Source organism: Coprococcus sp. AF16-5, assembly GCF_003479365.1.
Classification (GTDB): Bacteria; Bacillota; Clostridia; order Lachnospirales; family Lachnospiraceae; genus Coprococcus; species Coprococcus aceti.
The window spans coordinates 661,343-674,784 of sequence record NZ_QUGZ01000002.1; the positions used below are offsets into that span (position 1 = coordinate 661,343).

General features: G+C 43.3%; 11 protein-coding genes. 8 read left to right on the top strand and 3 right to left on the bottom strand.

The genetic code is table 11. From position 1 onward, the window contains the following. Positions 1–82 precede the first annotated feature (82 nt). Positions 83–3,535, bottom strand: coding sequence for a glycoside hydrolase family 2 TIM barrel-domain containing protein (locus DWW70_RS07790; protein WP_118649596.1), 3,453 nt, complete (start codon positions 3,533–3,535; stop codon positions 83–85). Positions 3,536–3,828: 293 nt separating this feature from the next. Here DWW70_RS07790 and DWW70_RS07795 point away from each other — a divergent pair, with 293 nt between their 5' ends. From DWW70_RS07795 to DWW70_RS07805, 3 genes are all read left to right on the top strand, one after another. After that, on the top strand, positions 3,829–4,683 hold the full coding sequence (locus tag DWW70_RS07795; RefSeq protein ID WP_118649597.1) for an AraC family transcriptional regulator: 855 nt from the start codon (positions 3,829–3,831) through the stop codon (positions 4,681–4,683). A gap of 97 nt (positions 4,684–4,780) precedes the next feature. After that, positions 4,781–4,966 carry a hypothetical protein gene (locus DWW70_RS07800; RefSeq protein ID WP_055222235.1) on the top strand — a complete coding sequence of 62 codons (186 nt, stop codon included), beginning with the start codon at positions 4,781–4,783 and terminating at the stop codon, positions 4,964–4,966. A 48-nt stretch (positions 4,967–5,014) separates the two neighbouring features. Beyond that, on the top strand, positions 5,015–5,635 hold the full coding sequence (locus DWW70_RS07805) for a flavodoxin family protein (protein ID WP_015534585.1): 621 nt from the start codon (positions 5,015–5,017) through the stop codon (positions 5,633–5,635). A 321-nt stretch (positions 5,636–5,956) separates the two neighbouring features. Here DWW70_RS07805 and DWW70_RS07810 read toward each other — a convergent pair whose 3' ends face one another. Continuing rightward, on the bottom strand, positions 5,957–6,298 hold the full coding sequence (locus DWW70_RS07810; RefSeq protein WP_022217016.1) for a helix-turn-helix domain-containing protein: 342 nt from the start codon (positions 6,296–6,298) through the stop codon (positions 5,957–5,959). A 224-nt stretch (positions 6,299–6,522) separates the two neighbouring features. Here DWW70_RS07810 and DWW70_RS07815 point away from each other — a divergent pair, with 224 nt between their 5' ends. Next, complete coding sequence (locus DWW70_RS07815; protein WP_022217015.1) at positions 6,523–7,326, top strand: hypothetical protein; 804 nt, start codon at positions 6,523–6,525, stop codon at positions 7,324–7,326. Between the two features lie 13 nt (positions 7,327–7,339). Next, positions 7,340–7,591: a hypothetical protein gene (locus tag DWW70_RS07820; protein ID WP_055222234.1), complete on the top strand. Its 252-nt coding sequence runs from the start codon at positions 7,340–7,342 to the stop codon at positions 7,589–7,591. 185 nt (positions 7,592–7,776) lie between these two features. Here DWW70_RS07820 and DWW70_RS07825 read toward each other — a convergent pair whose 3' ends face one another. Continuing rightward, positions 7,777–8,667, bottom strand: a complete 891-nt coding sequence (locus tag DWW70_RS07825; RefSeq protein ID WP_015534588.1) for an AraC family transcriptional regulator — start codon at positions 8,665–8,667, stop codon at positions 7,777–7,779. A gap of 415 nt (positions 8,668–9,082) precedes the next feature. Between DWW70_RS07825 and DWW70_RS07835 the strand changes: the two genes are divergently transcribed. The 3 genes from DWW70_RS07835 (at position 9,083) to galE (ending at position 13,287) form a co-directional block, all read left to right on the top strand. Continuing rightward, on the top strand, positions 9,083–10,372 hold the full coding sequence (locus DWW70_RS07835; protein WP_118649599.1) for a galactokinase: 1,290 nt from the start codon (positions 9,083–9,085) through the stop codon (positions 10,370–10,372). Between the two features lie 135 nt (positions 10,373–10,507). Beyond that, positions 10,508–12,016, top strand: a complete 1,509-nt coding sequence (galT, locus tag DWW70_RS07840; protein ID WP_055280173.1) for a UDP-glucose--hexose-1-phosphate uridylyltransferase — start codon at positions 10,508–10,510, stop codon at positions 12,014–12,016. Between the two features lie 254 nt (positions 12,017–12,270). Further along, entirely contained in the window at positions 12,271–13,287 is a 1,017-nt protein-coding gene (gene galE / locus DWW70_RS07845; protein WP_022217011.1) for a UDP-glucose 4-epimerase GalE, read from the top strand. Positions 13,288–13,442 lie beyond the last annotated feature (155 nt).

A 13,442-nucleotide genomic window follows, 5' to 3' on the forward strand; every position in this document is an offset into this window, starting at 1 on the left:
TCATATAAGCGGAAAAAAGGACAAAGTTTGGAGGCTTTGTCCTTTTTCATGAGATAAACTTAATTTAGCGATAATTTTGTATCTATTTCACATGCATGGTAAATCCAAATTCCCACTCATCCTCGTCAAATCTGTATTTCTCATCAAGCTCGGGGCCGCAGCTGTTGGAGCCGATTCCGTTCTGGCGATAGTCTATGCACAGGACGGATTTGCCGCTCTCCGGCAGCTCGTAGTTGTGGGCTGCATTGGTCAGTTCCTCTGCGGTGTAAGGCGAGGCGTTCATTGAAAATGGCACAGCGGATGTCACGGTTATGCTGTGGGCTGTTGTAGCTGCGATCGTTTCGGCTGTCTGCGCATTGCAAATGCTCTGATATGATGAACCGTTGACAAAGTTATTTTTGTCTGAGCTATTCCTGTCAGACTCGTCGCTTGCTCCAGTGGCACTGACCTGAACAAGGCTACAGTCAAAGTGGCTTCCATTTTCCTGTGGCATGATATAGTCCTCGTGCATCTCGTCAATGGATGCAGAAAATGAGCCATGCCAGCTTGCATGGTGCTTGTCTGCGTAGCTTTCATATGGACCCATACCGATATAATTTACATTTCGCATATCTTCTCTCAAAATCATCCTCACGCCAAATCTTGGGAGCGTAGGGAATTCAGCATTTTTCTTTACATGCATTTTTGATTTTATAGTTCCTTCAGGTGTTATTATCCATTCAGCGTTTATCCTCAGAACCGGCTGTACCGTCGGTGCAGAGAGGCTGGATGTACATGTAATCACAGCACATCCGTCTTTCACAATACAGCTTGTATCATAGGTCCGCTCGGATACCATATCATAGTGCGCTCTTAACCACTCGTTCTTTATATTTCTGTCATTGTCCGTAGGTGCGCGCCAGATTGTCTTATCGCATGGAGCAGCGAGAAGTTCCTGACCGTCAATTGCTAAGCCTGTAAAGTTTCCTGCGTTCCTGTCAAATATATATTCAAAATTACTTCCGCTGACAACAAATTCTGTGTCGCTTTCCGATACATGAAGATGGGCAGAAGCTGTATCCTGAGTAGTCAGATATTGTTCCGCCAAATTCTGCGCCTTGTCCAAAAACGATGCTTTATCCAGGACCTTGTCTGCGTTCTGTTTTTGTGTGGCAAGTTCTATCTCGTCAAATCCCAACACATCACCTTCCTTGACAAATGCACTGTCACAAGCTGCCTTATATATCACACGGAGAAACATTCTGTGTGTAATAATATCTTTTGTGCAATCGGCGACATCTGAACATTCAACAACACTTGAATAATCGGTAACATCTGAGCTGCCAGAAATGTCAGCATGACTTGCTGCATATAAGTCTGACAATGATTTCTGTATATTTGTAGTAGGGCTCAGGCTGACAGTTCCATCGCCGTGAGGTGCCACGGAAGGAACATCAATATTCCCGGATGTAACCACCTGTCCATCACAAGTGACTTCATAGCTCATAGTGAGGTAATCTCTGATATCAGTGAAATCCATGTAGTTGTGCAGCGTCAGAATTCCATTTGCCCCATCATAGCCGGTGATCCTGGCCGGACGGTGGATATTCTTGAATTCAAGCAGTCCGGTGTGTGGCCTGCGGTCAGGATAGACCAGGCCATCCATACAGAAATTGCCATCGTGGATAGTCTCGCCGCTGTCACCTCCGTAGGCATACATAGCCTTGCCGTTTGCCGCTTTGCCCTTGTATATGGCGTGATCGCACCACTCCCACACAAATCCTCCGCAAGTGGTTTCGTGGCTGTCGAAGAACTGGAAGTAGTCCTCCAGATCTCCAGGGCCGTTGCCCATGGCATGACAATATTCGCACAGGATGTAAGGCTTGTCGCCATCACCATCTATATATTCAGCCATCTCGGATATGGATGGATACATTCTGCTGTAGAGATCCAGATTACTGTAATCGTATTTTCTCTTGCCGTCTGTATACTGGGCACTCTCGTAGTGGGTGAGACGGGAGCTGTCATAGGACTTGACCCATGCCAGAGCCTCCTCAAATGTTACGCCGTATGCACTCTCATTTCCCATGGACCAGATGACCACGCTGGCACGGTTCTTGTCCCTGATGACGCAGCGCCTGATGCGGTCAAGAATGGATTCACAGAATTCAGGATTGTTGGCGATCGGCTCATTCCACCTTGCTGCCTTGTTATCCCAATTATTATCAGAATAGAACAATTCACTTGGACCGTGTGCCTCTATGTCAGCCTCGTCTATTACATAGAATCCATATTCGTCGCAGAGCTCATAGAAATAAGGAACATTTGGATAATGGCTTGTCCTTATGGCGTTGACATTGTGCCGCTTCATGAGAGACATATCCCTGATGATCTGTTCTCTGCTGATGGTAAATCCTGTCACAGGGTCAGAGTCGTGTCTGTTCACTCCATGGAACTTGATCGGCATGCCGTTGATGTACACGATCTTATTCTCTATCGTTATCTCCCTGATTCCTATCCTGTCAGTGATGACCTCTCCGGCACATCTGATGATGACAGTGTAGAGATATGGCTTTTCTGCATTCCACAGCACAGGGGAGTCAATCGACAAAGTAATGCTGCTGGAGCTGGCTGCGGTTTTGCCTTCGTCTGCATTGGTATTGGCATCGCTCTGAGCGGAAATTTCACATTTTACACAGCCTGATGAACATATGCTGCCATCGGCGTCCAGAATGGTAACTTCAATATCAAAATTTGAATCAGCGCCTTTATCAACCACTGTTTCTGGTTTTGATGAAAAACGGTCTTCAACGCAGGAATATTCTGTAAATGCTGTGAAGTCTATGGTTACATCTGCCTTAGTTGGATCCTTTATATCGTCACAGCTGGTCTTTATGAAATAGTCGTATACAGCACCCTCAGAGCGTTTCAGGATATATACATCCCTGAAAATACCGCTCATGCGGAACTTATCCTGATCCTCAAGATAGCTTCCGTCGCACCATTTGAGAACCAGCACGCAGAGCCTGTTGGAGCCGTTTCTTATGAATTCGGTTATGTCAAATTCACTGGTTGAGTGGGACACCTGGCTGTAGCCAACATACCTGCCGTTGAGCCATACATAGAAACAGGAATCTATACCCTCAAAGTTCAAGTGCGCGAGTGGTGCGTCCTCGTTCTGATCGTAGTCGAAGTCGGTCACATATGCTCCGCATGGGTTGTCCTTTGGAACATAAGGTGGGTCAAATGCAAATGGATACCTGACATTGGTGTACTGGTGATAGTCGTATCCGTGCATCTGCCATACTGATGGAACCGGAATATCATCGAAACCGGATATATCATATCCCTCACTGTGGAATTCGTCCTGAAGCTTATAAATGCTGTCATAGTAGCGGAACTTCCAGGTTCCATTCAGAAACTGTACTCTGTCCGAGTGATCCCTTGCATCAAGGGATGTGCTGTATGCCTTCCCAGCAGGAATATAGTAATTCCTATCCGGCATGGTGTTCTCATGCAGAATATGCAGATTTTCGTAGTGACGCGGAATGATCATAACAATACCTCCTGTGGTTAATTTAATATATAAAACGTTGTATATTCGTCGTTTGTTAGATATATTATAAGATAACGGCACATGAAAAGTCCATACATATAATGAGACAAAATATGCACATTCTAGTTTTATAAGGCGGATACGCCGCACCCTGCAAGTCCGCTTGCAGGGTGAAGTCTCTGAACAGACAAAAGAAAAAGTATAAAGCATACAGGATGTGCCTGCACACGCTTCAAAATAGTGTAAAAATAGTGAAATAATAGTGTAATTTGCCATATAGAAAGGAGCCACACATGTATACAAACTCAGCATATCTTCACAACTCACTGCTCGACATAGTGGACAAGAGCAGACCGCTCATAGTCACAAGCTGCGGAACTTACAAGCTGTATACGCAGAAGGAGTTTACAACCTACAGACCAAAAGGGCGAAAAGATTATCAGCTAATATACGTGGCGGCGGGTAAAGCACATTTTGAGATAGACGGAAAGGACATGATTGCCTGCCCCGGAAATATGGTTATCTACAGACCAAGACAGATGCAGAGGTATGTGTATTACGGGGACGAACACACGGAAGTATTCTGGGTGCATTTCACCGGGGGAGAGGTGAAGCAGATATTCAGACGATATGGGATAGATGATGATGTGAATATATTTTATGGTGGAGACCATGCGGAGTACAGAATTTTGTTCAGGCAAATGATACAGGAGCTACAGCTCTGCCGGGATGACTATGAGGAGATGTTGGAATACATATTCAGACAGATGCTTATCTCAGCTCACAGACAGCAGGAGCAGGATGATTCAAAAACCTTTTCGGTCATGGCAGAGGAGATGGACCGTGCGGCGGCATATTTGGGAGAGCATTATAACGAAGAGATAGTGGTGGAAAGTTATGCAAATGAGCATAACATGAGCGTGAGCTGGTTCATACGGAACTTTAGACAGCGCATCGGCACCACGCCCACACAGTACATTATGTCAAAGCGTATAGCCAACGCCCAGATGCTTCTCGAGAGCTCGGACTACAACATGACGGAGATAGCAAAGATAGTTGGATACGATAATCCGCTCTACTTCAGCAGAGTATTCAAGAAGGAAAAGGGTATGTCACCTATGGAGTATAGGAAGTCGCTCAGACATTGACAAATAACTGGAAAAAATTTATCAATAAGTGTATATATAATATAGAAGAAACTGCCATGTGTGTGTGGCGGTGGAAATTAACATGGAGGGATAAAACGTGAGCAGCAATTTATACAAATCAATATTATTTGTAATTTTGGCTATAGTATTTGTGGTGGCTAAGCTGATAAAAAAGTCAGTGTATTCCCTGGGCATGATGGTATTCTGTGTCAGCGTTTTGCTTGTACTGGCGATAATATTTTTAGTCAAATATATAAAAGAAAAGAGAACTGCTGATAAGTAATCGACAGTTACATATAAATAGTGGTGTAAATGATTGGAGGAACTGAATATGAAGGTTTTAATGTTGAATGGAAGCGCGAAGCCGCAGGGCAATACATACCGTGCACTTTACGAGGTAGGCGAGCAGCTCAAGAAAGAGGGAATAGACTATGAGATATTCCAGATCGGAGCAGCTCCACTGAGAGACTGCATAGGCTGTGGACAGTGTACGGAAAAAGGCTGTGTGTTTGATGACGATAAGGTAAATGAGTTCGTTGCCAAGGCAAAGGAAGCAGACGGACTGGTATTTGGAACACCTGTATACTATGCTCATCCAAGCGGACGTGTGCAGTCATTCCTTGACAGAGTATTCTACAGCAGCGGCCGTGCATTTGCATTCAAGCCGGGTGCATCTGTGGCAGTTGCAAGACGTGGCGGAACATCAGCATCATTCGATGTGATGAATAAATACTTTGGAATATCACAGATGCCGGTGGCTGGCTCTACATACTGGAATCTTGTACACGGACGCGTGCCTGGAGAGGCTGAGCTGGATGCGGAGGGTATGCAGACCATGAGGAATCTTGCTAAGAACCTTGCATGGATGCTCAAATGCTTTGAAGCCGGCAAGGCAGCAGGTGTTGCACTCCCTGACACGGAGAGAGGCAACCAGACGAACTTTATAAGATAAATTAGTAAAGATTATAATATCGTGAAGCAAATGACAAAGATTGAGTTTAACCTAAATCAGAACATAGTGTTAATGGTAGAAAGAGAGATTACATATGTAATCTCTTGAACTATAGTCAAGGTATGGAAATGGTAAGTATTCTACTGCTAACACTTTTTAAAATATAAATGCGTTTGATTCAAAGGAGATTTGGTTTGTGTTTGTTATTGCTGATAATGTGGCATCCGACAATGATCTGGTGATTCATGTAATTGCGTTTATATTGTGCTTATGATAAATAGAATATGTCAAAATGATAAGCGAGCTGTGGCCTTGTAAAGATCACAGCTCGTCGTCCGTCTCGATATAATCCGGCCGGTTATTGTTCATGGTTTCCTGGCTGGAGATGGTTCTCTGGCGTTTTTCCTGCCGGTAGGCATTAGGCGACATGCCGGTGGTCTTGCGGAAAATCTTGTGGAAAGCCTCGGCGGACTGGTAGCCGCATGAAAATGCAATACTTTCTATAGAAAGCTCAGATATGGTAAGCATATGCTGGGCTTTTGTTATGCGGAAATTCTGCAGGTATTTCACAGGACTCATCCCGGTGTACTGCTTGAACAGGTCAGAGAAATAGCTTCTGTTGATTCCAACGTAGTCAGACAGCTCCTCCACCTTCATTGGCATATAGAGATGTCGTTGTAACTGAACATATTAGCAAAATAATTTGTTGACATCAATATAGATATACTACATTATTGAATTACAAACTAGGTTGATCTGAACTTATATATAATTAAAGAGGGGGATAAAACACAATGAAAAAAATAAGACTAATTCTGGTAATGTTGGCTATTATATGCTCCGTTAATTTTTAAAAAATTACAGTGATTAAAGTTTATGGGGCGGAAGTGCCTGTAGAAAGTTCACAGCAGGCATATGGAAAAGAGGGAAAAAATAAATATAATGGACGAACATCAAACAAAATTAATACAGATAATAATATTTTAATTGGGAAAAGTCAAAAAGAAATCGATAAAATATTAAATGCTAATAAATTTGTTGGAGGTAAGAACAATCCGAAAGTTAATTCGGCGATAGAAAATCCTGTAAGTTATTTGAAAAAGAATGTTGGTAAAAAGACAGATGTTTATAGCCTAAAAAGCTCGAAAATATTGCCGGGCATTGGAAATACAAAATGTAATTCTTTAGGAGGAAATAATAATTGTACGTTGACAGCATTTTATAATATATTAAAATATTATAGAACACAGGGATATAATAAAATACCAAAAGATAATAACAAGATGTATGATATAGTAAAAAAGTGCGCGATAGATGTTGGCTATACAAAGAAAAGGGGATTGCCAGTTAATAAAAATAATAACTTGGTGAAAAGGACGTGGCAAAAGGGATTTGGTTATTCTTCAGGCACTGGAAACAGTAACTATATGTGGACATATTCAACTTTGAAGAAACAAATTGACAGTGGAAATCCGTGTATGTTTTCTATTGCAAATGGATACTATTATAATCATACTGTTGCAGTGGTAGGTTATAAGGAATATAAGAATATGAGAACGGGAAAGGTGTATACGTTTTTGGTGGTCCACGATGGCTGGAGTACCACAACAAGATACATAGCAATGAAAAATACTGGTGCGAGCTATGTCGCGTGTCAAACATCGATAAAGGTTCCGTCAAAAAAGAAGTAGAGGAGAAGAAAATATGAATATGGCAATTGTTGTGGCTGCCATCGGAGTTGTGGCAGTCCTTGTATCAATAGTTGGTATAGCGACTAAAAAGATGCCTTTGGTGATTACGGCGATGGCATTATTAGGTATTTGCATAATAGTTACGGGGGTAGAATTGTATAATGCACAAATGTGGCAGGAAATAGCTGTTGGGGCATTTGCTGTAGGGGGATTGTGCGTATGTGCATCTATTATTATGATGATAATTAGGTGGAAAAGAAAGTAGGAATTTGTAATATGTGTCAGCACTTATATTCTGGAATATCACAGATGACGATCACAGGCTCACCATATTGGAGAATTTTGCACACAGACGCCTGCTGATTTTTAGAAGAATATGCTGATGGCATTGATTTACTTTTGGTTAGCATACAGTAATAATGTCTGGTGCCTTTGCCACTGGAGATAATTTTAAAAATCATCATCTGTATCAATATAATCCGGCCGGTTGTTGTTCATGGTCTCCTGGCTGGAGATGGTTCTCTGGCGTTTCTCCTGCCGGTAGGCATTAGGCGACATTCCGGTGGTCTTGCGGAAGATCTTGTGGAAAGCCTCGGCGGACTGGTAGCCGCATGAAAATGCAATACTTTCTATAGAAAGCTCAGATATGGTAAGCATATGCTGGGCTTTTGTTATGCGAAAATTTTGCAGATACTTCACTGGGCTCATTCCGGTGTACTGCTTGAACAGGTCGGAGAAATAGCTTCTGTTGATTCCAACGTAATCCGACAGCTCCTCCACCTTCATTGGCATACTGTAGTGGTTCTGGATATATGATATGGCATGGTTCACATATGCGTTTCCGGATGGAGTCTCCAGCTTGTCTTTCTGTGCATTTGCGATGACAGACAGAGCGAGGTAGAGCATGCCCATGAGCCTGAAGTGATCTGCGTGATCCGAGGTGTTGTGAGCAAGCATATCAAATACGTACTTTTTCAGTTTGTCGCCATCCTCGCAGGTGAATATAGGCTGGTTCTGTGTCAGACCAATACTGCTCAGCGTGTCCTGGGCACATCTGCCAGAGAATCCGAACCAGACATACCTCCATGGATGGTGTTCGTCTGATATATATGTGGCAGGGGTGTCCGGCTCAATCAGAAATCCCTGACCTTTTTTCAGATGATAGTGTGCGTTCCCTACATAGAAGTCGCCCTCCCCCTCAAGTACAAAATGTATAAGGTAGAATGTTTTGACCGCAGGGCCTGCCTTGTGCAGCGGTTCGGTTATTGAGTGTCCGAACACATTCAGGTAGAGGTCTGTGTCATTTTCCTGAGGGAATTCCATTACGATCTTATTTTCCATTTTACAAACTCCGCATTTTCTTAATAAAGTAACTTCATAAATTGATCTGATAATCTTCAGGAGATTTTGGCAAAGTCCATATACAGATTCTCGTACTGTTCTAAATTTATAAGATCTGAACGTTTCTGTAATGAAGGCATATGAACTCGTTCTCTCATTATAATATATAAGAGTATAACATACATTCAACCGGATTATCCATACAATAATATGTTCCGCCAGAAAAAACAATCTAACAAATGGACATATATTTGCAACGCTATGCCATGTTCAAAATCTGTATATTGTTATAGAATTATATTCACAAAGCAAGAAGCGCAACGGCGTAGCGCAGAAAATGTGCGCAATATGGACAACAAAATAACGGACATTAAGAAAAAATATAAAAAGATGGAGAAAGGTGGAGTTACAGACAATGAAGAAAATCGCAGAATTAAAGGGAATTATCGCAGGTGGAGAGTTTGACGAGAAGCTTGCACAGATCTATCTCGACAAGGATATGATCCCATACAACAGGGAAAGATATGTAAAAGCTCTTGATAAATTTACAGAGTTATTCGGAGATCAGGAGGTTGCTATCTACAGCGCTCCCGGAAGAAGCGAGGTGTGTGGAAACCATACAGACCATCAGAACGGACATGTACTTGCTACATCGATCAACCTTGATGCCATAGCAATTGTGGCACCTAGAGAGGACGGCGTGATCGAGCTTGTGTCAGACGATATGCCAAAGGAAGTTATCAATGTAAATGATATCGAGCAGGATCCTGCACTTGAGGGAACAACAACAGCGCTTATCAAGGGCGTTGTTGCAGGGATCAGAGACTACGGATTCAAGGTAGGCGGTTTCACAGCATTTGTGACAAGCGATGTGCTCATGGGAGCTGGAATGTCATCATCAGCAGCATTTGAGAGTCTTATAGGAACTATCCTTTCAGGCCTCTACAATGACATGAAGGTTTCATCAGTTGATGTTGCAAAGATAGGACAGTACGCAGAGAACGTATACTTCGGCAAGCCATGCGGACTTATGGATCAGATGGCATGTGCAGTCGGAGGACTTATATATATCGATTTCTTTGACAAGGCAAATCCTGTCATCAAGCAGGTTCCGGTTGACTTTGAGGCTCATCAGTACAGCCTGTGTATCGTTGACACAAAGGGTTCACATGCAGATCTCACAGACGACTATGCAGCGATCCCTGTAGAGATGAAGCAGGTAGCAAATTACTTCGGAGAGGAGCTCCTCAGCAGAGTTTCAGAGGAGGACTTCATCAGTAAGGTTGGCGAGATGAGAGCAAGCGGCAAGGTGAATGACAGAGCAGTCCTTCGCGCACTCCACTTCTACACAGAGCAGGACAGAGTTGCAGAGGGTGTTGCAGCACTTGAGAATCAGGAATTTGACCATTTCCTCGATGTTATAAAGAGAAGCGGAGATTCATCATTCAAGCTTCTTCAGAATATATACAGCGCAAAGGATCCACTCACACAGAACGTATCAATAGCACTTGGATTCTCAGAGAAGTTCATCGGCGAGGATGGTGTGTGCAGAGTACACGGCGGCGGATTTGCCGGAACCATCCAGGCATTTGTCAAGAATGCGGCTGTTGCTGAGTACAAGAAGAACATAGAGTCGATCTTCGGAGAGGGCGCATGCCACGTCCTCAAGGTAAGACCTTACGGCGGAATCAAAGTAGTTGAGTAAATGTGATAATTTTTCGTAGAAAAATTATTATGTAGCACCAGCCTTCGCTGGAAGCGAACTTTAATGGCTGGTGTTCCCGTCTCGTTGCGGAGAAGAGAGTGTAGAAATAGATATAAGGAAAGAAGGGTTACAACCATGATAGATACAAATATCAAGCAGCTCGTTGAGTACGGAATTGCAAATGAGCTGATAGAGGAAGAGGATAGAATATATACGACCAACACCATCCTCGAGATGCTGAAGAAGGACAGCTACGAGGAGCCGGGTGAGGTGCCAGCTATAGATACACCGGAAAAACTTGAGGAGTGTCTCAAGGGGATTCTGGATTACGCAGTTGAGAATGGACTTATCGCAGAGAATTCAGTTGTCCTCAGAGATCTGTTCGACACGAAGATCATGAATGCGCTGGTTCCAAAGCCAAGCCAGATCATAAAGACGTTCAGAGAGAAGTATGCAAAGTCCCCAGAGGAGGCGACAGACTTCTATTATAAGCTCAGCAGAGCAACAGATTATATAAGAACATACAGAGTTGCAAGGGATATCAAGTGGGTAAAGCCTACAGAGTATGGTGATATCGACATCACCATCAACCTTTCAAAGCCTGAGAAGGATCCGAAGATGATTGCCCTTGCTAAGACCATGTCACAGTCATCATATCCAAAGTGCCAGCTGTGTATGGAGAACGAGGGATATGCGGGAAGGATCAACCATCCAGCAAGAGAGAATCACAGGATCATTCCTATAGAGGTAAATGGCAGCAAGTGGGGATTCCAGTATTCTCCATATGTATACTACAATGAGCACTGTATCGTGTTCAACGGACAGCACATCCCTATGAAGATAGAAAAGGCTACATTCCAGAAACTCTTTTCATTTGTTGGACAGTTCCCACATTACTTCCTGGGATCAAATGCAGACCTTCCTATAGTAGGTGGATCTATCCTCACACACGATCACTTCCAGGGCGGACGTTATACATTTGCCATGACAAAGGCACCTGTTGAGACAAAGATTACATTTGCAGGATATGAGGATGTTGAGGCAGGAATCGTGAAGTGGCCTATGTCAGTCATCAGACTTGACGGAGAGGATCCAGACAAGATCATAGAGCTTGCCGACAAGATTCTCGGCGCATGGAGAGGCTACACAGATGAGGATGCGTACATATTCGCGGAGACAGACGGAGAGCCTCACAACACGATCACTCCGATCGCAAGAATGAGAGATGGCAAGTACGAGATGGACTTAGTCCTTCGTAACAACATCACCACAGAGGAGCATCCACTTGGTCTCTATCATCCATGGGAGCAGTATCACAACATCAAGAAGGAGAACATCGGACTCATCGAGGTTATGGGACTTGCGGTGCTTCCTGCAAGACTCAAGGGCGAGATGGAAGAGCTTGCAGAGGTTCTTGTGGCAGGTGGAGACATCAAGGCCCACGAGAATATAGCAAAGCATTACGACTGGGTACAGACTTTCATTGGAAAGTACGATATAAATGCGGATAACGTACACAAGATACTTCAGGATGAGATCGGCGATGTATTCGCAAAGATCCTTGAGTGTGCAGGCGTTTACAAGAGAGATGAGGCCGGAAAGGCTGCATTTCTCAAGTTCGTAGATTATGTGAATGCACAGTAATATAGTGTGCACTAAAAATGCAATAATATATGTGTATCTGTGACAGACGTATTCCATAACTAATATTTATTAATGCCACATTTTATTGTGCATAACAGGATGTAGTGGTATAGTGTTGGAGAAAACGTCATTGCAAAATAAAAATGTTTATAAACTGGTGATCGACATTTGCGCAAGACATTAACAGTGCCCCCAAAAGCACAGGTGTCTGGCAGATGGTTATGAGTCACAGTATCATAAAGGAGGAAAACATTATGAAAATTTTGGTAACAGGCGGAGCAGGTTATATAGGAAGTCATACATGTGTTGAGCTGCTTAATGCAGGCTACGAGGTAGTAATTCTCGACAACCTTTACAATGCCAGCGAGAAGGCAGTCGACAGAATCAAGGAGATAACAGGAAAGGATCTCACATTCTACAAGGCAGATATCCTTGACAAGGAAGCTATGGACAAGATATTTGCAGATGAGAAGCCTGACTGTGTAATACATTTTGCAGGACTCAAGGCAGTTGGTGAATCAGTTGTAAAGCCACTTGAGTACTATCAGAACAACATCACAGGAACCCTCAACCTGTGCGAGGTTATGAGAAAGAACGGATGCAAGAACATCATCTTCTCATCATCAGCTACAGTATACGGCAATCCTGCATTTATCCCTATCACGGAGGAGTGCCCAAAGGGAACACCTACGAACCCATATGGCTGGACAAAGTGGATGATCGAGCAGATTCTCACAGACCTCCACACAGCAGATCCAGAGTGGAATGTAATTCTTCTCCGTTACTTCAACCCAATCGGAGCTCATAAGAGCGGACTTATCGGAGAGGATCCAAAGGGTATTCCTAACAACCTTCTTCCATATGTTGCACAGGTTGCAATCGGAAAGCTTCAGAGCGTTGGAGTATTTGGCAATGATTACGACACACCGGATGGAACAGGTGTGAGAGATTACATCCATGTAGTAGACCTTGCAGTTGGACATGTAAAGGCTATCAACAAGATCAAGGAGAATCCTGGAGTTAAGGTATACAACCTTGGAACAGGAAATGGTTACAGTGTCCTTGATGTTATCAAGGCGTTCAGCAAGGCCTGTGGACATGACGTTCCATATGTGATCAAGGAGAGACGTCCTGGAGATATTGCAACATGCTACTCAGACGCTTCACTTGCCAAGAAGGAGCTTGGCTGGGAGGCTCAGTACGGAATCGACGAGATGTGTGCTGATTCATGGAAGTGGCAGTCGATGAATCCAAATGGATATAATGACTAATTCCAAAATATAAATAACATAAAGCGGCAGAGCACCGACAAATACTATATATAATCAGATGTAGATTTGCCGGTGCTCTTTTCTATGTATTGACTTTTTAAAAGAGACGTTGTATAAGTAAGTAAACTACGCTTTCTGCGGTCTTTGTTAATTAT

Excerpts from the sequence above, each read along its gene's own strand:
- DWW70_RS07790 (WP_118649596.1), bottom strand. The coding sequence starts at position 3,535 with ATGATCATTCCGCGTCACTACGAAAATCTGCATATTCTGCATGAGAAC.
- DWW70_RS07795 (WP_118649597.1), top strand. The coding sequence starts at position 3,829 with ATGTATACAAACTCAGCATATCTTCACAACTCACTGCTCGACATAGTG.
- DWW70_RS07805 (WP_015534585.1), top strand. The coding sequence starts at position 5,015 with ATGAAGGTTTTAATGTTGAATGGAAGCGCGAAGCCGCAGGGCAATACA.
- DWW70_RS07810 (WP_022217016.1), bottom strand. The coding sequence starts at position 6,298 with ATGCCAATGAAGGTGGAGGAGCTGTCTGACTACGTTGGAATCAACAGA.
- DWW70_RS07820 (WP_055222234.1), top strand. The coding sequence starts at position 7,340 with ATGAATATGGCAATTGTTGTGGCTGCCATCGGAGTTGTGGCAGTCCTT.
- DWW70_RS07825 (WP_015534588.1), bottom strand. The coding sequence starts at position 8,667 with ATGGAAAATAAGATCGTAATGGAATTCCCTCAGGAAAATGACACAGAC.
- DWW70_RS07835 (WP_118649599.1), top strand. The coding sequence starts at position 9,083 with ATGAAGAAAATCGCAGAATTAAAGGGAATTATCGCAGGTGGAGAGTTT.
- galT (WP_055280173.1), top strand. The coding sequence starts at position 10,508 with ATGATAGATACAAATATCAAGCAGCTCGTTGAGTACGGAATTGCAAAT.
- galE (WP_022217011.1), top strand. The coding sequence starts at position 12,271 with ATGAAAATTTTGGTAACAGGCGGAGCAGGTTATATAGGAAGTCATACA.